General features: G+C 50.6%; 22 protein-coding genes and 1 riboswitch. Of the genes, 7 read left to right on the top strand and 15 right to left on the bottom strand.

The features are described 5' to 3' along the window. Nucleotides 1-144 precede the first annotated feature (144 nt). The 6 genes from FC96_RS05920 to lepB form a co-directional block, all read right to left on the bottom strand. Nucleotides 145-1,440 (bottom strand): MFS transporter, encoded by a 1,296-nt coding sequence (locus tag FC96_RS05920; RefSeq protein ID WP_056942350.1) that lies wholly within the window; start codon nucleotides 1,438-1,440, stop codon nucleotides 145-147. Between the two features lie 25 nt (nucleotides 1,441-1,465). Then, the gene (leuD, locus tag FC96_RS05915) at nucleotides 1,466-2,050 is read right to left on the bottom strand and encodes a 3-isopropylmalate dehydratase small subunit (RefSeq protein ID WP_055679635.1); all 585 of its coding nucleotides are present in this window, start codon (nucleotides 2,048-2,050) and stop codon (nucleotides 1,466-1,468) included. Then, entirely contained in the window at nucleotides 2,051-3,424 is a 1,374-nt protein-coding gene (gene leuC / locus FC96_RS05910; protein WP_056942349.1) for a 3-isopropylmalate dehydratase large subunit, read from the bottom strand. After that, complete coding sequence (gene leuB, locus FC96_RS05905; protein WP_056942348.1) at nucleotides 3,405-4,484, bottom strand: 3-isopropylmalate dehydrogenase; 1,080 nt, start codon at nucleotides 4,482-4,484, stop codon at nucleotides 3,405-3,407. Before leuB ends, leuC begins: the two co-directional genes overlap by 20 nt. Continuing rightward, nucleotides 4,484-5,647 (bottom strand): 2-isopropylmalate synthase, encoded by a 1,164-nt coding sequence (locus tag FC96_RS05900; RefSeq protein WP_082593390.1) that lies wholly within the window; start codon nucleotides 5,645-5,647, stop codon nucleotides 4,484-4,486. Before FC96_RS05900 ends, leuB begins: the two co-directional genes overlap by 1 nt. A gap of 483 nt (nucleotides 5,648-6,130) precedes the next feature. After that, the gene (gene lepB / locus FC96_RS05895; protein WP_055679665.1) at nucleotides 6,131-6,724 is read right to left on the bottom strand and encodes a signal peptidase I; all 594 of its coding nucleotides are present in this window, start codon (nucleotides 6,722-6,724) and stop codon (nucleotides 6,131-6,133) included. Nucleotides 6,725-6,925: 201 nt separating this feature from the next. Here lepB and FC96_RS05890 point away from each other — a divergent pair, with 201 nt between their 5' ends. Continuing rightward, nucleotides 6,926-8,107, top strand: a complete 1,182-nt coding sequence (locus FC96_RS05890) for a multidrug effflux MFS transporter (protein WP_056942346.1) — start codon at nucleotides 6,926-6,928, stop codon at nucleotides 8,105-8,107. A gap of 79 nt (nucleotides 8,108-8,186) precedes the next feature. Here FC96_RS05890 and FC96_RS05885 read toward each other — a convergent pair whose 3' ends face one another. From FC96_RS05885 to FC96_RS05855, 7 genes are all read right to left on the bottom strand, one after another. Further along, nucleotides 8,187-8,501, bottom strand: a complete 315-nt coding sequence (locus FC96_RS05885; protein WP_055679632.1) for a hypothetical protein — start codon at nucleotides 8,499-8,501, stop codon at nucleotides 8,187-8,189. Between the two features lie 149 nt (nucleotides 8,502-8,650). After that, complete coding sequence (locus FC96_RS05880; protein WP_235804728.1) at nucleotides 8,651-9,556, bottom strand: alpha/beta hydrolase; 906 nt, start codon at nucleotides 9,554-9,556, stop codon at nucleotides 8,651-8,653. Nucleotides 9,557-9,639: 83 nt separating this feature from the next. Then, nucleotides 9,640-9,828 (bottom strand): hypothetical protein, encoded by a 189-nt coding sequence (locus FC96_RS05875; protein ID WP_056942345.1) that lies wholly within the window; start codon nucleotides 9,826-9,828, stop codon nucleotides 9,640-9,642. A 119-nt stretch (nucleotides 9,829-9,947) separates the two neighbouring features. Beyond that, nucleotides 9,948-11,711, bottom strand: a complete 1,764-nt coding sequence (spxB, locus tag FC96_RS05870) for a pyruvate oxidase (protein ID WP_056942344.1) — start codon at nucleotides 11,709-11,711, stop codon at nucleotides 9,948-9,950. A gap of 315 nt (nucleotides 11,712-12,026) precedes the next feature. Then, the gene (locus FC96_RS05865) at nucleotides 12,027-14,693 is read right to left on the bottom strand and encodes a YfhO family protein (protein WP_082593368.1); all 2,667 of its coding nucleotides are present in this window, start codon (nucleotides 14,691-14,693) and stop codon (nucleotides 12,027-12,029) included. Nucleotides 14,694-14,853: 160 nt separating this feature from the next. After that, complete coding sequence (locus FC96_RS05860; protein WP_056942342.1) at nucleotides 14,854-15,615, bottom strand: acetoin reductase; 762 nt, start codon at nucleotides 15,613-15,615, stop codon at nucleotides 14,854-14,856. A 104-nt stretch (nucleotides 15,616-15,719) separates the two neighbouring features. After that, complete coding sequence (locus FC96_RS05855) at nucleotides 15,720-16,082, bottom strand: iron-sulfur cluster biosynthesis family protein (RefSeq protein WP_055679628.1); 363 nt, start codon at nucleotides 16,080-16,082, stop codon at nucleotides 15,720-15,722. A 105-nt stretch (nucleotides 16,083-16,187) separates the two neighbouring features. On the opposite strand from FC96_RS05855, the gene FC96_RS05850 reads away from it, so the two are divergent. Then, the gene (locus tag FC96_RS05850; protein WP_055679627.1) at nucleotides 16,188-16,697 is read left to right on the top strand and encodes an acyl-CoA thioesterase; all 510 of its coding nucleotides are present in this window, start codon (nucleotides 16,188-16,190) and stop codon (nucleotides 16,695-16,697) included. Here FC96_RS05850 and thiE read toward each other — a convergent pair. Next, complete coding sequence (thiE, locus tag FC96_RS05845; RefSeq protein ID WP_055679626.1) at nucleotides 16,691-17,329, bottom strand: thiamine phosphate synthase; 639 nt, start codon at nucleotides 17,327-17,329, stop codon at nucleotides 16,691-16,693. The genes FC96_RS05850 and thiE overlap by 7 nt on opposite strands. Before the next feature lie 134 nt (nucleotides 17,330-17,463). After that, nucleotides 17,464-17,557, top strand: a riboswitch (TPP riboswitch). A gap of 119 nt (nucleotides 17,558-17,676) precedes the next feature. On the opposite strand from thiE, the gene thiS reads away from it, so the two are divergent. From thiS to FC96_RS05820, 5 genes are all read left to right on the top strand, one after another. Next, nucleotides 17,677-17,877, top strand: a complete 201-nt coding sequence (gene thiS, locus FC96_RS05840) for a sulfur carrier protein ThiS (protein ID WP_055679625.1) — start codon at nucleotides 17,677-17,679, stop codon at nucleotides 17,875-17,877. A gap of 12 nt (nucleotides 17,878-17,889) precedes the next feature. Next, on the top strand, nucleotides 17,890-18,543 hold the full coding sequence (thiF, locus tag FC96_RS05835) for a sulfur carrier protein ThiS adenylyltransferase ThiF (RefSeq protein WP_056942341.1): 654 nt from the start codon (nucleotides 17,890-17,892) through the stop codon (nucleotides 18,541-18,543). 14 nt (nucleotides 18,544-18,557) lie between these two features. Continuing rightward, a complete protein-coding gene (locus FC96_RS05830; RefSeq protein ID WP_056942340.1) occupies nucleotides 18,558-19,334 on the top strand; it encodes a thiazole synthase in 777 nt (258 codons plus the stop codon). A 3-nt stretch (nucleotides 19,335-19,337) separates the two neighbouring features. After that, nucleotides 19,338-20,555 (top strand): M20 family metallo-hydrolase, encoded by a 1,218-nt coding sequence (locus FC96_RS05825; RefSeq protein ID WP_056942339.1) that lies wholly within the window; start codon nucleotides 19,338-19,340, stop codon nucleotides 20,553-20,555. 74 nt (nucleotides 20,556-20,629) lie between these two features. After that, on the top strand, nucleotides 20,630-21,871 hold the full coding sequence (locus FC96_RS05820; RefSeq protein ID WP_235804727.1) for a dicarboxylate/amino acid:cation symporter: 1,242 nt from the start codon (nucleotides 20,630-20,632) through the stop codon (nucleotides 21,869-21,871). Between the two features lie 57 nt (nucleotides 21,872-21,928). Here FC96_RS05820 and FC96_RS05815 read toward each other — a convergent pair whose 3' ends face one another. Then, complete coding sequence (locus FC96_RS05815) at nucleotides 21,929-22,153, bottom strand: hypothetical protein (RefSeq protein WP_056942338.1); 225 nt, start codon at nucleotides 22,151-22,153, stop codon at nucleotides 21,929-21,931. Nucleotides 22,154-22,158 lie beyond the last annotated feature (5 nt).

Below are 22,158 nucleotides of genomic sequence, written 5' to 3'. Positions count from 1 at the left end.
TAGGTTATCGTCACCCACTCATTATAGGTCAGAACCCTAAAATGATGGGAAATGACGTCCCAAAATCAGCGATCTTATCGTTTCCTGATACCTAATAAAAGACGCGACACTGCAAAACCACCGCAACACCGCGTCACTGATTACCTAACCAATTTCTTTTTGGTTCGTCTCATCACCGAAGACCCAAACCACAATTCCTGCAAATAATGCAATGCCACTGATTGCCCAGAAAATAGCGTCAGCTGAAGCAACTTTCAATAACCAAGCCACGACGATCGGCATGGCGACTGTCATCAACTTAGCAATGCCGTTAGCAATGCCGGATCCTCGGAACCGGTACTGTGTGGGAAATAACTCAGCTACGTAAACGGCCACAACGCTGGCCATCAGAACGTAAAAACACGTGGTGAGTAAGAACCCAATCAAAACTACCATGCCCATACTGGACTGGTGCGCATACATCATGCCAAAAACGGCTGTCAGCAAAAAGGCTGGGACAATGGTCTTTTTCCGCCCAATTCGGTCAATCATCGTGGCCCCAATGGCACAGCCCACTGGCGCCCCCAGCATCATGATTGTTGAAACACCCAGGGAACTTGAGATGTTGATGCCGCGTTGTAGCAACAACGTTGGGACCCACGAGGTGAATGCATACTGGCAAATAATCGTCGCCGTAACAGCCACAATGGCAACAAAGAGACTCACGCCTAGCGAATGGTGCACTTGGTCGTGAGAAACCGGTGTCTTCGATGGCGTTGCCGTCTGGCGCCCGGTGATCTCCAATTGCTTGACCACGGCCTCTGCTTCCTCATTCCGCCCGTGAGCAATCAACCAGCGCGGGGACTCGGGAATGTCACGCCGCAAATACCACAGAATGGCGGCAATAACCCCAATAAGCGCAAATAGTGGGCGCCAACCGAAACGGGGCAGGACCAGTGTACAGATTAGCATGGTAATCGGCGCCCCACAATTGGCGATTAACGACGTCGCGGCACACCACTTTCCTCGGTTATGAATTGGCGAGAACTCGTTAACCATTGAGTAACCGGTCACGATTTCTGACCCTAAACCGATAGCCGCCATTAGCCGGCAACCAATCAAGAAGGTCATATTAGGCGAAAAGGCGGCCAAAAAGGTAAAACCACCGAACAATATCAGGTTGATTTGATACGCCACCCGACGCCCTTTTAAGTCGCCAATGAAACCTGAAATGATGGAGCCAATAAATAAACCTAGGAACCCGCTGGATAAAAACAACGAATTCAGCTGAACCGTCGACCACCCCGTCTGAAGGGTATAACTTGCCACAGAGCTTGCCATGTAAACATCGGCGGCGTCCAAAAACATTCCGCCGGCAACGAGCCCAAAAATTTTATAGAATAGCGGCGATTCCCGAGTTTGATCAAGCCTGGTCTGTAGCCCTATGTTTTGTAGTTCCATTTAACCATCTCCTATGTGTGTGCCGCTAATTGAAGCTAGGCATCCGTGCTTCGTAGGCTTCAATTTCGTCTTCGTAGCCCATGGTAATTGCGATATCGTCGAGCCCGTTAACAAACTTATGTTTCCACAGCGGATCAATATCAAATTCAAAGCGGTACCCATCGTATTCCACGACCTGATTCGGCAAATCCACTGTAATGACGGCATCTGCCGGAGCTGCAGCTAAAATGTCACGCTGTTCTTTGGGTAAGATAATGGCTAAAAATCCGTTTTTGGTACTATTCATATAAAAGATATCTGAGTAACCACCGGCGATGACAACCTTGAACCCATAGTCCTTAAGCGCCCAGACAGCGTGTTCTCGAGAGGACCCGCAACCGAAATTGTCCCCTACCACCAGAATGCTTGCACCCTGCCGGTCAGGCCGGTTTAAGATAAAGTCAGGATTAGGTTGACCATTTTCTTGATACCGCCAATCGTAAAATAGGTGTTGACCATAACCAACCTTCAAAATATTTTTCAAAAACTGCTTAGGAATTAATTGGTCTGTATCGATGTTATCCTTCATGAGTGGCACACTGGTGCCGTTGATCACCGTAATGGGTTCCATCTAAATGGCTTCCTTTCGAATATCAATAAAGTGGCCGTGAATGGCAGCTGCAGCCACCATGGCAGGGCTTGCGAGATGGGTCTTAGAACCAGCCCCTTGGCGCCCTTCGAAGTTTCGGTTTGACGTTGACGCGCAGTGCATGCCAGCTGGCACTTGATCCGGATTCATTCCGAGACAGGCCGAGCATCCCGGTTCCCGCCAATCACAGCCCGCGGCCTTAAAAATTTGGTCGATTCCCAGTTTTTCAGCTTCGTGCTTAATCGTCCGGGACCCCGGCACCACCAACGCCGTCACTCCGTCAGCAATGTGGTGCCCTTTCAAAATATTGGCGGCAATTTTCAGATCCGACAAGCGGCCATTGGTGCATGAGCCGAAGAAGACGTATTGGATTGGAATCTGATCAGCTGTCTCACCAGGTTGTAATCCCACGTAATCGTAAGCTTTCTGGTCATCGGCATTTTTAATGGCTGGGAAGGGTTGGTCAATGGGCACGGCCATTCCTGGATTAGTTCCCCAGGAGACAAATGGGGCCAATTCGCTGACATCAAAATCGATGATCCGGTCAAAAGCATCCTCGCTGTCCGTGTAGAACTGCTGCCAGTACGCGATAGCCTTCGCCATATCCTTCGGCGCGTATTCCCGGCCTGCCACGTAATCAAACGTCGTCTGATCCGGCCGGACGCTCCCCATTTTGGCCCCACCTTCAATCGCCATGTTGCACAATGTCATACGTTCTTCCATACTCATAGCCTCAATGGTGTCACCGTAAAATTCGGCACCATAGCCGGTCCCAAAGGCCACCCCTTCACGCGCAATAATACCCATGATAATGTCCTTGGCGTAGACGCCAGCCGGCATCTTGCCGTGAACGTGAATTCCCATGGTTTTCGGCTTGGTCTGCCAGATGGTCTGCGTGGCCAAGACGTGTTCAACTTCACTGGTCCCAATCCCAAATGCGATGGACCCAAATGCGCCGTGGGTGGCCGTGTGTGAGTCGCCACACACGATGACCATCCCGGGCTGCGTCAAACCAAGCTGTGGGCCGATGACGTGAATGATCCCCTGCCGTTCGTCGCCCATTCCGGCTAACCGAACGCCAAATTCCTTAGCGTTTTGGCCCAACGTTTCAATCTGTTTTCGCGAAATCGCATCTTTAACGTTAAAGATGTCTTCAGTGGGCACGTTGTGATCCATCGTCGCAAAGGTCTTGTCGGTCCGGCGCACCTTTCGACCAGCTTCTCGTAACCCTTCAAAGGCCTGAGGTGACGTGACTTCGTGGAGTAAATGAAGATCCACATAAATCAACTGGGGCTCACCCGGTTGACCTTCAATGACGTGCTGATTCCAAATTTTATCAAACATGGTTTGGTTCATAACTGACCCTGCTTTCCTGAATTGATTGAATGACAGCGTTGGTGACTTCCTCGGTCGTGGCACTGCCGCCGAGATCCGGTGTGACAATGTGCGTCGCGATACTTTGATCAACAGCCGCATTAATGGTAGCCGCCAAGTCGCGACGGTCAAAGGAATTGGTCAACATCATGGCAACCGACTTAATCATTGAAAATGGATTAGCGATTCCCTGACCGGCGATATCCGGTGCTGATCCGTGAATGGGTTCGTATAGAGCCGGACCGTTAGCCCCCGAACTCATCGATGGAATGGTGCCTAGCGATCCAGTAATCTGAGCGGCTTCGTCACTTAAAATGTCGCCGAAGAGGTTTTCGGTTAAGATCACGTCAAACTGTGCGGGGTTGGCAATAATCTTCATTGCCGCCGCATCAACGTATGAGTAATCTAAGGTGACAGCCGGATACTGGGTGGCCACTCGCCCAACAACTTCGCGCCAGAACTTACTGGTCGCTAAGACATTAGCCTTATCCACCAACGTCACGTGCTGGTGTCGACGGTTAGCCATTTCAAAAGCCACCCGGGCGACTCGTTCGATTTCACTTGCTGTGTAACGCATAGTATCTAGGGCATAATCAGCAGTCCGTTCCCGGGGGGTGCCAAAGTAAATCCCGCTGGTTAGTTCCCGGACAATGACGAAGTCGACTGGGTCTTCATTTTTAATCGGTGAGTACCGTTGCATCACCGGACTAATTGCGGTGGGCCGGATATTGGCAAATAAGTTCAAGGCCTTGCGAATTTCCAGCAAGCCGGTTTCAGGTGTCCGAGCTGCCCCGTCCCACTTGGGTCCGCCAATGGCTGCTAGTAACACGGCGTCACTGGCTTTGGCTGCTGCTAGCGTTTCTTTTGGTAAGGGATCACCGGCTGCGTCAATCCCAGCACCGCCAAATGGGTATTCGGTGACGGTATAATCAAAGTTTTGGTCGGCAGTGACCGCCCTTAGGACTCGTAAGCCGGCCGCCATAATTTCTGGACCGATGTAGTCACCAGGCAATGCGGTAATTTGGTAGGGTTTTTGGCTCATTACGCAGACACCTCGCTAACATGTTTCATAATGATTCTCAAATCGGCTTCGGAAACAACGTCCGTGGTATCGGCCTTCGCCTTAAAGATGGGGAAAATGCACGTCATATCGGCCCGGGTCACGTTGTACCCCATTTCTTGCAACTTCGTCATCACGGCATGGGAACCGGACAGCTTACCAAGTGGCAAGGTGGTCTTGTGAGCACCAACCACCTCTGGCGTCAGAATTTCGTAGGTTTGCGGATTTTTCAACATGCCATCCTGATGAATACCAGATTCGTGAGCGAAAGCATTCGCGCCGACCACCGCCTTATTATGTGGCACAGCCATATTGGTAAAATCACTAATCATATCGCTCGTTCGTTTCGTCTCCGAGAGGTTGATCCGATTATCAGCGTCATAGTAATCGTGCCGGACGTACAGGGCCGCAGCCACTTCCTCCAACGCCGCATTGCCGGCCCGTTCACCAATCCCGTTGATGGTGCCCTCAATCCGCGTTGCCCCGTTTTCAATGGAGGCCAGACTATTCGCAACCGCCATCCCCAAGTCATCGTGGCAGTGAACTGAAAAGGTCACGTTATCGAAGTCGGGCACGTTTTCTCGGAGATTCTTGAAGAGCGCCGCAAATTCTACGGGATTGGTATAGCCAACGGTGTCGGGAATATTGATGACCGAAGCCCCAGCATCAATGGCCGCTTGAACGGCTCGAACCAAGAAATCCGGTTCGGTCCGGGTTGCGTCTTCGGGTGAAAATTCAACGATATCAAAGAACCGACGCGCGTAGCTCACGTGATCTTGAATACTTGCGATCACCTCATCTTGGCTCATATGTAACTTAGACTTGCGGTGAATAGGACTGGTTGCAATAAACACGTGAATTTGTTTATGGGCCGCTGCTTGAGTGGCTTTGACGCACGCATCAATGTCTCCTTTTTTGGCCCGTGCCAACCCCGTGACACAGGCCTTGGTCACGGCGTGTGAGACAGCTTCAACGGCTTTAAAATCCCCGTCCGAAGCCACTGGAAAACCGGCTTCGATCACGTCAATGCCCCAGGCCTCCAACTGTTTAGCAATAGCTACTTTTTGGTCGATACTGAAGTTGACGCCGATGGTTTGTTCTCCGTCTCGCAATGTGGTGTCGAAAAATTGAATGTTCTTTGTCATAATGATCAATCCTTTCTGAACGTCGTAGTTGAAAAACAAAAAAACACCTCATTTACAAGAAATGAGGTGTTCGTGCCGCCGAGCCTCATTTCCATAACGCAAAATGGACTCGACAGATTAATTGTCAGAGTCCTAAGTTATAGTAATAAGGCTAATAAGGCGGTTTCGAAGTTAGTTGATTGGTGTTGTTGTTGAGCTGTTGTCATAAGTTCGAAACCTCCTTTTGATTGAATACCGAAAGTTTAGCACTGGGAAGCCGAATCGGCAACGGATTTTTTAATTATATTTTCATTTAAATTTAATGGAATATCGGGGTAAAACCCGATAATATCAGGCGTCCACTGATTATTCCAGCGTCCCCCATTATTCCCAAATTATATAGAAATGAGCCGTTTTTTCGGGCGATTTTGAGTCGAAACTGAGGCGGGCAGAAAAAAACGTCACCCCTAAATCAGCAATTGATTCAGCGGTGACGCATTTTCACTAGTCATATGATAACGAATTAATGTTATGTCGTTGGGTCTTAGTCCCCGTCCAGAACGGTACTTTCACGACCCCAGCAACCTTGTTAGCATCCACGTAACCCCAGTATCTGGAGTCATTTGAAACGCTTCGGTGATCACCAAGCACAAAGTACTTGCCCTTAGGGACCACGTTACCACTGGTCTGCCAACCATAGCGTTTAGCCAGCGTTGTTAACGTCCAGCTTGTCGCTCCGGTCCCCGTCGTGGCTTCTGAACGACTAATAAAACTTTGGTCGATCTTTTTGTTGTTGACGTAGATGTTATTGTTCTTAAACGCGACCGAATCACCCGGCAGCCCAATCACCCGCTTCACATAGTCCGACCCCTTCTTAGCGCTGGGGTCCTCACCGTGAGCATCAAAAACGATCACACTAAGGTGCTTGACCTTGGCTTGTTTAAACATCCAAATCCGTTCGTTATTAACTAGGTTTGGCTCCATCGACGGCCCGTCTACCCGAACCGGTGACAGGACAAACGCCTTAATCCCGAAAGCGATGATAATTCCAATAATCACCGGAACAATCCAACTCGCTAATTCTCTAATGACTTTCATCACAAATGCTTTCCCTTCGCTCAGCCCAGCGGACCGCGGTAATATCTGCCCATAACTGACAAATCTAAAACTTAGTGTACGCTACTTGACCACAGGCTGGCAATTAAAGCCGATAAACTTTAACAAATTCTCGGCTTTTCATGCGATTCAAACCTTTAACCTGTAAAATAATACCAGAAATCTGACTTGGGAGGGTACTTGATGACCCAAAATGCCGCAGCGCACCGACTGCGCTTTATCCTGATTCTAGGCACTTTAAGCGCAACCGGTCCGTTAGCAATTGACCTATACCTACCAGCTTTACCCCAAATGATGCGCCAATTTAACACCAGCGCTTCTATGATGCAACTTAGCATCACCGCTTGTCTCATTGGGTTAGCGATTGGGCAACTCATCGTGGGGCCTTTAAGCGACCGATATGGCCGCAGGCGCCCGCTATTTCTTGGCTTTTTTGTTTTCGCACTAGCCTCACTTGCCATCTCGTTGACCCACTCCATCAGTTTACTGATTATTTTCCGGTTCCTTCAAGGGATTGCGGGTGCGAGCGGCCAAGTTTTGTCCCGGGCGGTGGCTCGTGATCTATTCTCTGGTCCAGCACTGACCCAGTTTTATGCCATTCTCAACGCCGTCAACGGCATTTTCCCCATTCTCGCCCCCATCGTGGGTGGCGTTCTCATCCGCTTTGTCCCATGGCAGGGCATATTCGTGCTCCTCGGCACCATCGGCTTGATTTTGTGCGGGCTCATTATCATCGGCATCCCCGAAACCCTCACAATAGCCCAGCGCCAAACTGGGCCCCTGTTTGACATCTATAAGTCCTTTGGCCAGCTACTAAAAACCCCTCAGTTCACGGGCTACATTATCGTAACCGGGGTCGTTTACGGGAGTCTATTCAGCTATATTGCGGCGTCGACCTTCGTTTACCAAAACCTATTTGGGTTATCAGCGCAGGCCTTTAGCCTTATTTACGCGCTTAACGGACTCGGAATCGTTATCGGGAGCGCGCTGCCGGGCCGACTGAATCAGATCAGCGCTAAGCGGCAGGTGCAAGTGAGTCTATCCATCAGCGTGCTTGTGGGCGGCCTCTTACTAGTGGGCGCCAACGTCCACTTCCCACTAGTTGCTGTCGCTGGCCTCATCTTCGTGCTCGTCATGATGATTGGCCTCCTGCTTACTTTAACCACTTCAATCATTATGAACCTCACCACCCAAAACGCCGGTGGTGCGTCCGCCCTGATTGGCTTGTCACAAAACGCCTTCGGGGGCCTCGCAAGTCCCATTGTCGGCCTGTTTGGCAGTGCCAGTTATGCGCCAATGGCCACAATGGTGCTGCTCTTTAGCGGTGCAGCACTAGCTTTGGTGACACGTTCCAAGTCGCGCTAAGCGGCCTCGACTTAACCTGACATCAACCACAAAGAAGCGTTCGACCGACAGAGTTTGGTCGAACGCTTCTTTATCATGACTAGTGACCTTTAACCAGAAAAATAACGAGCGTGATTAAAACAGCAAGAAACCACGCTATCCCGATAACGATACCTCGCCACAATAACCGAAATCGACTGCCATCAGCCCGGTTGATTGTGTCGTCACTCCAGATTAAATCTGCTAACAATCCTGATATACTAGCAAACACCACCAACGGAATCCAAGCCCATAGCTGGTTCAACACGACGACCAGTCCAAATGAAATCAAACACAGCACAATTAGACTGCCTTTGAACCTACGATAGACGCGTTCAGAGTTCACCCAAGCCCAAAATCGTTTATATTTCGACATCTTTTCTCCCCCAAATTAACATCCCTTGTCCTCTTTTATAAGCGTCTCATTAATTCGTTAATTTGATAATCGCGACTTAAAAGTCGATACAGAGTACTGAAAATGATCGACATCAACCCCCGGAGAGAATTGCCATCAAGCGTTACGCGCTAATCCAGCCACCGGTTCAAAAACGCCACCCGTTCCGCCACAATATCAGCGGTCATGAAGTCCGCCGGGCCGTGATGTGCCCCATCAACGAGGTGGAGTTGCACCTGGTCAGTTCCCATCACCGTCATGGCACTCGCTGCCAAATTAAAGGATTGAACGTAGGGCACGACTTGATCAGCCGTCCCCGCCGTCAGGAGCAACGGTGGCATCTTAGCGGTGAGATAATGAGCCGGGTCTGCTGCGGTGATTTGATCTTTAATCTGAGCTGGCGCATGGCCGCCAAACATGACGCCTTCAAAGGAATCAGCTTGCCCCGTTTCCCGAAATTTGGGCGTTATTTTTAACAAATCAAACTGGGCACTGAACTGGTCAAATTGATAGGGACCATAGGATGCAATAACTGCGGACACCGCCGCCGACACGCCGAGGTGGTTGCCGAGGCCCCGGTCCAACTGACCCACAGTTTCACTCGCGGCTGTCAAAACGGCCAAATGAGCGCCAGAGGATTCTCCCATTAGTGCAATCCTGTTGGGGTCCAAACCGTACAGTGCTGCTTTGGCGCGTACGAAGCGAATGGCAGCCTTTAATTCGCTAATCTGAGTTGGAAACGGCTGCTGATAGCTCAGTGAGTAATCGGGACTCACAATCGCGTAACCCGCAGACCGCAGCTGCAGCGCCGGGTTTAACTTATGAGAGCTCTTCTGGCCAAAATACAAACCGCCTCCGTATACGTCAATCACGACCGGAAACGGTGCCACCCCATCGTTTGGTAAATAAATATCGAGTGTGTGACGCGCTCCTGGCGCGTATGGCACATCGTGATATTGATGCGGAATACCGGTTGTCGCTGCCGGTTGAAAGGGAACATGCCGGTCGATGAAGCGTGGTGTTTTGTCCATTGTCATAAAAAGACCTCCATGAATTAATGCAATGGTTCCCCATTGCCAATCAAATTAAAAAAGTCGCAGCCAGTGCGGCTGCGACGCGCCTAATCCGTCTTTGAACGACGTTTAGTATCTCGTTGCATCTCTTTGGAAACGGACCGCGCTTGTCGGCGTTGCCGTTCCAGATTTTTATTTTTTTCCCGCATATAGGTCGTAAATAATTCCCCGTAATCAATTTCGTGACTGCTCGTCCCCCGAGACACTGTCCGACCGCTCTTAAACCAATTGCCCATTATCCGGACCCCCTCCGATTATCTATACCGGTATCATACCAGACTTTGACAATTTGTGCAGAAAACAAAACACCAGCGAACCTAGTGGGGTTCACTGGTGTTTTTAAGGGCCAAACTGACTACAGTTCGTCACCTTCGGCCCGTAGCATTTCACCTAATGATGGTTGCTTGCTTGGGTCAATATTGTACTTCTTGGCGTAAGCGTCAACGGTGTCCTTGCCGTAGAGCTTTTCATCCAACGGCATAAAGGCTGTCGCAACAGGATCGTCCGGCTTAATGATCGCATTGATCACAATCGGCTTCTTGTTACCGTTAGCTTGGAGTTCCTTGACTTTGTCAAAGACATCCTTTAAGTCGGCTTGATTGTGGACCGTAAAGCCAATCCCACCAAGGCCTTCGGCAACCTTAGCCCAATCAGCATCCGTCAAATCAACACCGTAGAAGTGTTGCTTCGTTTCAGCTTGTTCGTACCAGATGAAGCCGAAGCGATTATTTGAAAAGACCACGTTAATGACCGGCAATTCATACCGAGCTTCCGTAATAATATCTGGGGCCACCATTGCAAAGCCGCCGTCACCAGATAGTGACCAAGCTTGAGCATCTGGCACACTCAAAGCACCAGCAAGCCCACCAGGCAAGCCAAAGCCCATAGTTGCGAACAACCCAGAGATGGCAAAGCGCTGATTTTTGTTCATTGGCACCCCACGGACGCCCCACTCTGACACGTTCCCAGTGTCAATCGCAAAGGTATCGTTTGGTCCTGATAGTTCACTGATCTTCTTGGTAATGGCTTCGGCGTAGAGACCATCCTCATCGTCCTTATCTGCCAGTTCATTGAGCCAAGCGTCCCAGTTCTTTTTATTTTCTTGATTAGCCTTCAGCCAAGTATCAGCAGGACGGCTCTCGCCGGTGTCAATCATGGCTTTCAGGTAACTCGTGGCATCCGAGATCACGGCGTAATCGACGTCAACCGTCTTGCCGATGTCAAACGGGTTAGTATTCACTTGAATAATCTTCAAGTTCTTCGGCCAGAATTCAGCAAATGGGAACTCAGACGCTAAGAACAGGATCAAATCAGTGTGTTGGAGCGCTTCAAATCCCGACTTCGTCCCTAATCGACCAAACGTCCCAATAAAGTTCGGGTGATCGGTACTAATGACGCCGGTTGCGGGAACCGTGTTCATCACCGGAATGTTGAACTGTTCGGAGAATTTCTCCAGCACGTCGCGAGAGCCCAGCAATCCGCGGCCAGCGTAGATCAACGGGTGCTTAGCTTCCTTTAACATCTTTAAGCTTTCTTGAATGGCGTCAGGGTTTACCACTTGGCTAAAGTCGTCTTTAACAACTTTTGGCGTCTTACTTGGCACGTAGTCAATTTCTTGAGTCGTCAAGTCTTCCGGCAAAATCACAACGGCCGGGCCACTTTGACGGTAAGCTTCTCGAACGGCTTGGTTAATCACGTAAGGAATTTGATCAGCCGTCGTCACGGTCCGATTAAAGACCGCAACGTCACCAAACATTGGTGTCTCGTCCATTTCTTGGAAGAAGTTGGTGTTCATCACTGGTTGGCCAACTTGACCGACAATGGCTAAGACTGGCACGTGGTCCATTTTAGCATCGTACAGTCCATTGAATAGGTGAGTAGCACCAGGGCCAGCTGACCCAAAGGCGACCCCAATCTTGCCGGTAAACTTCGCATCTGCTGAGGCCGCAATGGCCCCAACTTCTTCGTGGCGAACCTGAATGTACTTCATCTTTTCCTTTTCAAGGTAGAGGCCCTCAACGGTATGGTTGATTGAACCACCAGGAATCCCATAAATGTGGTCAACGCCCCAATCTTCTAAAACTTTAACTAACGCTTGTCCTGCACTCATTTTTGCCATGTCCAAGATCTCCTTCAACTGAATTAACGCTTACATTATAATCCGAGCATTTTTAAAATACACGCCAAACGACTTACTAATTGTAAGAATCCTATCAGGGCGGTGTTTTTTCCCACTTCAACGACCTAGTTGGCCTAGATGGGTCTTAATTGTTTCACGTGAAACAATGACCAAACACCCCATCCTGATCATCGCCATATCAAAAGACGCCATCAGTTTGAACGATGTTCGAACCAATGGCGCCTTCGTTATGTCTAGATGATATGGTCAATCAACCAATGCTTCTCGGTCTGAGGACCAGCCTTAACTATCTGGCTATTCGGAGGCCACTCGCCGGACCCGCACGCCAGCCATCAGAACCACTAAGCAGAGGCCAACTAGCGTCAGGATGCCGCCAACCAATAACCCTTGAGGCCGGTATTGCAAGGTCACCTGATGCTGTCCGGGTGTTAAATGAACGCCGAGCAAGCCGTCCATGACCTTTGTCGTCGCAACGGCGGTCCCGTCGACCGTCACCTGCCAGCCCTTATCGTACGGCACACTCACCATCAATAGGCGGTTCGTGCTCCCTACTGTCACTTCCCCGGTCAAGTTTGCACCGTGAGTTAACACCGATTGGGCATTTCGCAGTTTCAATTGGTGCTTAGCAATCGTTTGCTGCCACTTGGTAAAGGCAGCTTGGTCCAGACCGGCAAAGCTCTGGCTCAACTGCCGCAATGGATGAACGCTGGTCAACGTTACCCGGGTGGTCTGACCAGCCTTCATTCGACCGAGCCCCATCAAGACGTTTCCAGGCGTGTGGCGGTCTGATGAGAACCGCTCGCCATCCCGGTAACCCGTCACTTCTGCCACGTTGATATCCTTAATATAGAGATACTGAGGGCCCGACGTCGCGGCGGTGACCTTTAACTGATAGCGGTAACCCCGTCGCTGAGAAGTGCTTAGCAAATGAACTTTTGCCGCCTGCATAAACTGGTTTTGGCGGCCCGTCGATCCTTGTAACAATCGGTTGAGGTTAGCCAAAACATCGCCCGGCCTCAGCTGCGTGTCGGCCAGTTGATCGTTCACCATATATCCCAAACTAGCACGGTGGAGCAGCGTTGTTACCGCCGGCTTCTCGCCAACCCGGAACAGGTATTTCAACCCCAACAGCTGAGCGGCAGGTGCCGAGCTTCCTTGAAAGCTAATTCGGCGTTCATTTCGACTAAAGAATCCTAAGTTTCGCATTGTGTTGAGAGTGTGACTATTCAGCGTCGAACTATACGAACTCGCGCCAGCATAGTCGAAAGTCATCGCATCGTTATACCCGCTATAGGCTTGTGGGAACGCTTTTGAGAAGGCGTGATCAATGGCGCCAACCCGGTAAAAGCCACTGTCATCACCAGTATCAGCCGCCAGCATCGCGCCCGACTGTTGCCGCTGATTTGTTGCGGCTTCACTACGGGTATACGCCCGACTGAAGCGTGCCTCATTGCCAAATGGCAGGGTGGCCGTCGCTAACACGAAGTTTGTCACCATTTCGAGACCGACAAAGACCACAATGAGTGGTCGGGCAATCTTGATTTGACGGCCAATCAGCGCAATCAGCAACGTCGCGACCACAATGGCACCAAGGCTTAACCAGTAATTGTTATTTGACACCATGAACTGCGTCTCAAAGCCCGGATCAGTCTGATCGATACTTAGCGGATGGTTGGCGAACCAATAGCCGACGCTGAGTAGAACCGCTGTTCCAACCCCCGCCATCAGCACGCGGCGCGTCTCATTGAATGCGCCGGAAACCGCCCCTTCGTACCCCAACGCGATGATGACAAAACTCAGGATATAACTCATCCGAAACGGGAACCCAGCCGGCATTTGAAACATGTGCCAGATCGTATTCAGTGGCCGCAGTCCCATGAACAAAATGACGACTAATAGCAGGCCGCCACCCGTCCATTTTGCACGGCTAGTCACCCTTTTAGCCAGGAAGAAGGTTAATAAGGCGACCACAAAGGTCAGGCCAACGAAGACGGCCGGATTATGAACCAAATGACCCTCAAAGTTCGTCGTCCCGATACCAAGACCGGCTAAAGCTGACCCGCCAAAGGTCGGTGCCAACTGATAATCCGCCGCCGAAAAGGTATTTTTCCCGGTACTTAACATGGCAAAAACGGTTGGGAGCAAAACGACCGCTGATAGTAAGCCGGCTAGAGCTGATAGGCCAATAAACCGGCGAATCGTTGGCCACTGCTGTTTAAAATACTGCCCCGTTGAATGATCATCGTGCGTCTTACGACGTATCAGCAGGTATATAAAGTAAAAGACAACAAATAAACAGGTTTGATAGCCCATGTAGTAGTTAATCACAATCGTTGCTGTCAGGGTGATCAAATACCCCCAAATATGGTTGTCAAATAGACGTTCCAGTCCCAGGATAATTAGAGGGAATAAAACCACGGCGTCCAACCACATCAAATCATAGAAGTTCATCGCAACGAAACCGGACAAGCTGTACGCCAGCCCCGCCCCAATGGTGAAGAAGCCCCGGTGATTGTATTTATATGTCAACAACACCGTCATGCTGAGACTGGCTAAAACGAGCTTGGTAAAAATAATCAAATTAATCGCCGTCAAAATATGACTGGCAGGAAAGGCTAAAATCAACAAATTGAGTGGACTCATTAGATAATACGTGTAAATTGGGATAACGCTATCGCCAATCCCGACAGTAAACGAATACGGCGACCATGCGTGTTGAACAATGGCGCGGCGTAACATCAGGAAAAACTGCGTGTACTGGCTTCCCATATCGCTCATTGCTAAATTATGTGGACCAAATGGGGCTAGCCCAAGGATCAAAAATAGGGCTGTTACCGCCACCAAACTTAAAATGGCTGCAATGAGCCAGAACCGCTTACCGGTCAATCGTTGATCTTGAGTGACCCCTTGATGCCGATCGGACCGGCGTTGCGAATGAAATGTTTCACGTGAAACCATCATCGGTTCCTCCTACATCTTAAATTCATATCTTGCCTACAATCGTAGCACGGCTAACCACCCGATAATATTACAAATCAGATGTAAGCGATTCATCGCCCCACTTTTTTAACACCAGCAAAAAAGACCTGAACAATCGTCCAGGCCTTAAACACTCAGTTAATTACGAATATTGAATCCCACCGTCAACCATGATTGACTGTCCAGTAATGTAGTCACTCTTCTTATCCGCTAAGAAGGAAACCAAGTTTGCCACATCGGCTGGTTGTTCGCCACGACCAAGCGCAATACCATCAATGTAAGATTGCAACGTTTGACCAAGCGGAACATCGTAAATTTTTGCCATTTCGGCGTCAATTTGGTCCCACATTGGGGTCAACACAATGCCTGGGCAGTAGGCATTGACCGTAATTTTGTCCTTAGCCAATTCCTTAGCAGCGGCCTGCGTCAATCCCCGGACAGCAAATTTAGTTGCCGAGTAAATGCCTAACAGTTCGAAGCCTTCGTGGCCGGCAATCGAACAGGCATTAATAATCTTGCCACCGGTCCCCTGCTTTTTAAACTGTTGCGCAGCGGCTTGAATCCCGAAAATGTCGCCGTTAACGTTGATGTTGAAAATCTTGTTAATATCTTCTTCCTTGGCATCAATTATCGCGCCAATTTCAGCAATTCCGGCGTTGTTAACAATAACGTCTAGCTGACCGAAGTCGGCCACCACGTCATCAACTAATTTGAAGACGTCGTCGCGCTTCGAAACGTCCACATAATAACCCTTCGAACCGTTACCAATTTCCGCGGCAACCTTCTCCGCATTGTCCTTGTTCAAGTCGGCTACGGCTACGGTCAAGCCATCCGTTGCGAGCTGTTTTGCAATGCCTTCGCCAATTCCTTGGCCACCACCAGTTACAATTGCAATTCTTGCCATAAGCAACCACCCTCCTACTGAAATTTCACAAACTTTGTATCCGCTTTCATTTAACCACCGTCAGCGCCAAAACGCAACGCCTTTTGACCACTAACACTAAACTTTTAACCTTTGGGCCGCTCGTCCACCACTTCAACGTTTTCGTCAATGCGGTCATTTTCATCCGCCAAGATTAACGTATGATACTTGGGCTGTTCTGACAGGGTCAAATTCTGACCAAGCATCCGTTCCGAGTAATCCTTCACGTAGACCGGAACAAAGTTACTCTCAATTTCGACGTTATAGTCCGTTGCTGGCATATCCGCGTTGATAACCACAAGTTGAAATGAAATTTGTAACGCCACCAGGCCATGATGAGAATATGGGCCCACGCCGTCATCATAACTTAGCAAAACCTTTGATTGATCATTCAAATACGGTTTAACGTGGTCAATTGCCGCTTGTGAAAAAGTTAAATGCCGTGCCATCACGCATCATCTCCTATTGCCCACATTATCGGCGTTCAGTAGCGGAAGCGCAACCAATCCGTCTTGGCTATGCTAAAATGGGGCTAAACACTCTGGAGGCATGACATGACAACTCATCAACTCACTTGTCAACAAACCCGGTCACTAACTAATCACCGGGTGTTTAATTCCGACCTCAACGAACACGGGACCGTTTTTGGCGGTCAAATTTTGTCGATGGTTGACGATAGCTCCTCAATTGCGGCCGCCGTTGCTGCTCGTCAGGTGACGGTCACCGTGACCATGGACCACATTAACTTCATCGCACCATATCGCTTACAGGACGCCATGATTTTTGAATCCTTTGTCACCGGAACCAGCCACCGCTCCCTTGAAGTCTTCGTAAAAGGGCTCGGCGAACATCTCATGACTGGGGAACGCTTCTTGGGCTTTTCTTGCTTCGTTACCTTTGTCACGGACAGCAAACCGGCCGATCCTGAGCTACCACTCATCGTTCCAGAAACTGATGAAGAGCGGTTCCTTTGCGCCGGGTATGCTAATCGGCTGGCGCAACGGCGGACTCACCGGGATGATGAGCGCACCCTTCGTGAGCATTTGGACCTCTCAAGTCACTGATGCGCGACCGCTTGTAAGACGGCTTGTCGCAACACCCGGGTAGCGGTAGTGACGTCCGTTGCTTTCATGATCGCCGAGACCACGGCTACCCCGTCCACGTGCGCGGGCGTCACCGCTGCAACGTTATCCGCGGTTAGGCCGCCCAACGCGTATACCGGAATGTTAAGCTGATCCTTGATTGCCGCCAACGTGGCCACGCTTGTTCGAACCGTTTTGACGTGCGTCGTCGTTTCAAAAATAGCGCCGACGCCCACGTAATCCGCGCCAGCTTTAGCGGCTTCAAGGGCTTGCGTCACGGTCTTCGTTGTCGCCCCGACCAATTTTTCCGCTCCCATCAGCTGTCTGGCGACCGCCACTGACAAATCAGCTTGGCCTATGTGCACACCCGCAGCATCGACCGCCTGTGCAACATCAATTCGATCATCAATAATCAACGGAATCTGAAACTGATCTGTGATCCGTTTGACCTGCTGGGCTAATTCGAAGTATTCGCGGCCTAACAGGTCCTTTTCCCTAAGTTGAACGATGTCCACACCAGCAGCACACGCCGCTTGAATTCGGTCTAGGAACTCAGGGGTTGTTAGTCCGGTCCGATCGGTGACCAGGTACAGTGGTCGATTTTTAATTGGCATCTTCACGCCTCCGTTTCAAGTTTCGGTTTACGAGCATTGTACTGAACAACCCCTCGTTTGCCTAGCCTAAATTTCTTTGGTTGACAAATTTTGACGGGCATGGAATAATTCGAAGCGTTAAAACTAAATAATTTTCTGTTCGTCTGGGGTGCCATCCACTGGCTGAGATTAAACCCATCGAACCTGATGTAGTTGATACTACCGAAGGAAGCGCGACTAACCCTAAAACTTGTCTTAAGACGGGTCCGTCCTTCAGTAAAGAACGGGCCCGTTTTTTACTGAAAGGCGTATTTGACGGGATTTTTGAAGCCTCTTTCTTCGGTAACTGAAGAAGGAGGTTTTTTTACATGGTTACGGTTAACGGTCAACAAGAAGTCAACGTCGCTGGTAAGTCGGTCGCCCAGTTCTTAAGCGATCGCCAGGCGCCCATCGAAAATATCGTGGTGGAGGTTAACGGTAACATCGTCCACCATTCTGAATTTGACACCACCATTTTGAAGACCACCGACAAAGTTGAGCTCATTTCCTTTGTGGGCGGCGGTCGTTAGGAGATAACTCGTATGATACCAGATCATTTAACCATCCAAGGCATGCCTCTCGCCACCGTGTATACGGGGATGAAAGACCGGAACGTCGCTGATTCAACCGCAAAGTTATCAGCGGCTCACGTGACCATTGCCGGCAGCGGCGGTCTGGGCACCAACATCGCCTTAGCCCTCACCAGAATTGGCGTGGGCCATCTCACCCTCATCGACTTTGACGTCGTCGAGCTTAGCAACCTTAACCGACAACAGTTCAAATTCAGCCAGGTCGGCATGCCCAAGGTCGTGGCCATGAAGCAAAACCTCCAAGAAATCAACCCGTTTGTGACGGTTGAAGCGATTCAGGAGCGGGTCACCCGCGATAACGTCTACGACCTCTTTCATTCGGCCGACATTATCGCTGAGGCGTTCGACAATCCCGCCGCAAAGGCGCTGTTGTTAGACACCGCCAGCGCGGTACTACCCGAAACACCGTTGGTCATGGGCACCGGGATGGCTGGCGTTCACAGTAGCAACACCATCAAAACGGCCAATCCTAGGCCCAACCTTTACATTGCAGGAGACGGGGTATCCAAGGGAACCGAAGGACTAATGGCACCGCGGGTCATGATTACCGCCGGCCACGAAGCAAACATCATTACCCAACTTATTTTAGGCATCAACGACCTTTAAAGGAGCGCGCAACTATGACAACTACCACTGATTTACTCACCATCGCCGGTCACACTTTTGAATCCCGTTTTATTTTGGGATCTGGTAAGTACTCGTACGATTTAATCGATGCGGCGGTCACCCACGCCAAAGCCGAAATGATCACCATGGCCCTGCGACGAACGGAGTCAGCTGACGACAATATCTTAAATTTCATTCCTGATCACGTCACCATTCTCCCCAACACTTCGGGCGCCACTAACGCTGAAGAAGCAATCCGAACTGCTCGGCTCGCTCGCGAACTCAGCGGTAGCCCGTTCATCAAGTTAGAAGTTGTTCCCGATAAAAAGTACCTCATGCCCGACAACGCCGAAACCGTCAAAGCAACCGCTGTTCTGGCTAACGAGGGCTTTATTGTGATGCCATACGTTTTACCCGACTTAAATGTGGCCCGGCAACTCGTCGACGCAGGGGCGGCCACGGTCATGCCACTTGGTGCGCCAATTGGCACGAATCAAGGACTGTCGACAAAAGCCCTCATTCAGATTTTAATCGACGAAATTGAGGTCCCCATTATCGTGGACGCCGGAATTGGCCGCCCGAGCCAAGCAGCTGAAGCCATGGAAATGGGCGCTGCCGCCATCATGGCGAACACATCAATGGCAACAGCCAACAATATTCCCCTAATGGCCGAAGCGTTCCGCCTAGGTGTCGAGGCTGGTCGCAAAGCCTTCTTAGCGGGGCCTGGCCGAGTCATCGATAAGGGCGCCAGCGCCTCGTCACCGCTGAAAGGCATTAGTCAAAAGGTCTAACAGATGATGACCCCCATCACTATCAACCCCCTTTTTCAATCAATCCTCGCCTTATCCGCCGCAGATGCGGGGCAAAACCGCCTAGTCTACACCCCCAATTGGGTGGCCGCTCAGACGCAACTCCTTCAGGCGGGCGTGGTTGATGATCTCCAAGCCCGCGTCGATCAATATGGCAACGTCTACTTAGATCTTCCCGGCCGCTTGCCCGAGCTACCCGCCATTGCGACGGGGTCCCACATGGACACCGTTGTTAACGGCGGGGCGCTGGACGGCCTTTACGGAATTATTGGTGGCTTAACTGCAGTGCAGCGATTACGCCACCAGTACGGCCAACCCAAGCGGACGCTACGGATTATCGCTTTTAGCGAAGAGGAGGGCAGTCGATTTCCCGCAACGTTTAGCGGGTCCAAATACTATGCACGACGCGATCAGGTCACGAATCTGGTTGACGCCACTGGTGCGTCCTTTGAAGCCGCACGAATCACAGCCGTTCAATCGCTAAAACGGATTCCACGGGTGATTTTCCAGCGACCTGACCTCCCCGCGACCTTCACCGAACTGCACATTGAACAAGGGCCGCGGCTCATTCACGAGCATCGAACCATTGGCTTAGTCGCCGCCATTGTGGGACAGCGCCGCTTCAACATCACCGTTCACGGTGTCGCCAACCATGCGGGAACGACGCCCATGGTTGGCCGAATTGACGCTTTGACCCTCACAACGCAACTACTGGTCCAGCTTCAGCAGGCCGCAGCCCAGACTGATCCCGAACTAACCTACACGGTCGGTCAGCTCGCGGTAGTGCCCAATACCGCTAACACTATTCCGGGTAAGGTCACCTTTTCCGTGGACTTTAGGCACCCCAGTTCAACGGTACTGGATGCGTTCGAAACCAAATTAACGGCCATCGTTGCCGCAGCAAACCAGCCCCAACACCCGGTTGAAAGCCGTCGGTGGGTCAACGACGTGCCCCGACCACTTGACGCCACCATGCTGGCCAATAATCGTCGAATTGCTAGCCAACTTGGCTATCACCCCTTGACGCTCGTTTCTGGTGCCGGCCACGATAGTGCGGTGATGAGCCAAGTGGTGCCAACGACCATGCTGTTTGTTCCCAGCATTGGCGGGATTAGTCACGCACCAACGGAACAAACAGCCCCTGATGATTTAACCGCCGGCGTCGACGTTTTAACAGAAAGCCTCTACCATCAAGCTTACTAACGTGATTGCGCGTCATTGTGGCCGCTCTCACTGACAACGACCTCGGCTGAAACCTTAAAAGGAGACCCACTATTATGAAGATGCATCGGGTTGGTCTAACCACTCAAATCACGATTGGAATGGTTGGTGGCATTGTTTTTGGCCTCCTCTTTGGGCCACTCGCCACAACCGTTAAGATTTTAGGCGACATTTTTTTACGTTTAATTCAAATGGCAGTGATTCTCCTCATTTTCGGGGCGGTCATTGAGGCCCTTGGCACACTCAATCCCCAGGATCTAGGTAAATTAGGGGCTAAAACGGGCCTGTGGTTTTTAATGACCACACTTTTAGCAGCCACCATCGGTCTCGGGAGCGGCCTATTATTCAAACCAGGACTCGCCGTTCACTTGGATCAATTACAACCGGTCGGGGCCACGGCCAAAGCCACGAGTAGTCTGAACGAGACCATTCTCAACTTTTTTCCGACCAATATTTTTGCGTCCTTAGCGTCCGGAAACGTGATCCAAGTCATTGTTTTCGCCATTCTGTTCGGTACTGTTTTGAGTCGAGCCAACCAACGTGGCCAGTTTAGTGGGCTATTAACCCTAGTGAGTCAGCTCAACCAACTGACCGTTAAGCTCGTCATGCTTGTGATGAAACTTGCGCCGATTAGCATTGCTGCTCTGATGGCCGGCATTGTTGCCGCAAATGGTAGCCAGGTCCTACTGCCCCTCTTTCAATTTCTGGGGATTTACGGGCTAGCAACCGCCCTATTCCTGGTTGGCTTATTAACCTTCGTTAGCTGGTATGCCAAGGTGCCCATTGTTGGGCTAGTCCGCGGACTCAGCCAGATCATCATCGTCGCCTTCACCACTACCTCGTCCGCTGTCGCGTTACCAGTCGAGATGCGAGACGCTCAAGCTAAACTCGGCGTTAGTAAGTCGGTCAGTCAATTAGTCTTACCACTTGGCATGGCCCTCAACAGTAACGGCTTGGCCATGTATGTCGCATTGGTTTGCGTCATGTTAACCCAGCTTTACCATATTCAACTCACTGGCGTCGGCCTCATTCAGATTGTGTTACTGGCCGTCTTGTCCTGTCTTGGAACGGTCGTTGTGCCAGGAGGCGGGCTGGTTGCCCTGACCATTATCGTGCCCACCCTAGGTCTGCCCATCTCAAGCGTCGCATTATTCGCTGGAATCGATTGGTTTTCCGGCATGTTTCGAACGGTCGCCAACGTTGTCGGAGATACCACAACCGCGATTGCCGTGGCCGCCGACGAACACGCTTTATCACGCGACGCTTACAAGTCCCCCGCGACCGCTCCCAAATCCTAAAAAACGCTCGTTCGAATTCAGAATCTGAACCGAACGAGCGTTTTTTCCGATCTATATTTAATGCTGCCGATGATGCCAGAAAAATTCGATGGTTTCAATCAGAGTGAAAAAGACAAACGTGTGGCCAACCGTTGTTAGCATCATCCGCAAATAATGGCCGGGAGATAGCAAGCCCTGATTAAAAAGGTCGACGCCAGCTTTAATGAGAATAACTGGAATCATGAGCGCCATCACGAACGCTGTCAATTCAAAGACCGATCGAACATATTGGTTATGAAGCACGGCCA

This window comes from Secundilactobacillus kimchicus JCM 15530 (genome assembly GCF_001433995.1).
GTDB classification, from domain to species: Bacteria; Bacillota; Bacilli; order Lactobacillales; family Lactobacillaceae; genus Secundilactobacillus; species Secundilactobacillus kimchicus.
This window is presented reverse-complemented; position numbering and strand designations above follow the sequence as displayed.

Coding starts and splice junctions, on each gene's coding strand:
- FC96_RS05875 (WP_056942345.1), bottom strand. CDS start 9,828: ATGGGCAATTGGTTTAAGAGCGGTCGGACAGTGTCTCGGGGGACGAGC.
- FC96_RS05885 (WP_055679632.1), bottom strand. CDS start 8,501: ATGTCGAAATATAAACGATTTTGGGCTTGGGTGAACTCTGAACGCGTC.
- FC96_RS05855 (WP_055679628.1), bottom strand. CDS start 16,082: ATGGCACGGCATTTAACTTTTTCACAAGCGGCAATTGACCACGTTAAA.
- leuD (WP_055679635.1), bottom strand. CDS start 2,050: ATGGAACCCATTACGGTGATCAACGGCACCAGTGTGCCACTCATGAAG.
- FC96_RS05890 (WP_056942346.1), top strand. CDS start 6,926: ATGACCCAAAATGCCGCAGCGCACCGACTGCGCTTTATCCTGATTCTA.
- FC96_RS05920 (WP_056942350.1), bottom strand. CDS start 1,440: ATGGAACTACAAAACATAGGGCTACAGACCAGGCTTGATCAAACTCGG.
- FC96_RS05865 (WP_082593368.1), bottom strand. CDS start 14,693: ATGATGGTTTCACGTGAAACATTTCATTCGCAACGCCGGTCCGATCGG.
- lepB (WP_055679665.1), bottom strand. CDS start 6,724: ATGAAAGTCATTAGAGAATTAGCGAGTTGGATTGTTCCGGTGATTATT.
- FC96_RS05860 (WP_056942342.1), bottom strand. CDS start 15,615: ATGGCAAGAATTGCAATTGTAACTGGTGGTGGCCAAGGAATTGGCGAA.
- thiE (WP_055679626.1), bottom strand. CDS start 17,329: ATGCCAATTAAAAATCGACCACTGTACCTGGTCACCGATCGGACCGGA.
- leuC (WP_056942349.1), bottom strand. CDS start 3,424: ATGAACCAAACCATGTTTGATAAAATTTGGAATCAGCACGTCATTGAA.
- FC96_RS05820 (WP_235804727.1), top strand. CDS start 20,630: ATGAAGATGCATCGGGTTGGTCTAACCACTCAAATCACGATTGGAATG.
- FC96_RS05850 (WP_055679627.1), top strand. CDS start 16,188: ATGACAACTCATCAACTCACTTGTCAACAAACCCGGTCACTAACTAAT.
- FC96_RS05825 (WP_056942339.1), top strand. CDS start 19,338: ATGATGACCCCCATCACTATCAACCCCCTTTTTCAATCAATCCTCGCC.
- FC96_RS05900 (WP_082593390.1), bottom strand. CDS start 5,647: ATGACAAAGAACATTCAATTTTTCGACACCACATTGCGAGACGGAGAA.
- leuB (WP_056942348.1), bottom strand. CDS start 4,484: ATGAGCCAAAAACCCTACCAAATTACCGCATTGCCTGGTGACTACATC.
- thiF (WP_056942341.1), top strand. CDS start 17,890: ATGATACCAGATCATTTAACCATCCAAGGCATGCCTCTCGCCACCGTG.
- FC96_RS05830 (WP_056942340.1), top strand. CDS start 18,558: ATGACAACTACCACTGATTTACTCACCATCGCCGGTCACACTTTTGAA.
- FC96_RS05880 (WP_235804728.1), bottom strand. CDS start 9,556: ATGACAATGGACAAAACACCACGCTTCATCGACCGGCATGTTCCCTTT.
- spxB (WP_056942344.1), bottom strand. CDS start 11,711: ATGGCAAAAATGAGTGCAGGACAAGCGTTAGTTAAAGTTTTAGAAGAT.
- thiS (WP_055679625.1), top strand. CDS start 17,677: ATGGTTACGGTTAACGGTCAACAAGAAGTCAACGTCGCTGGTAAGTCG.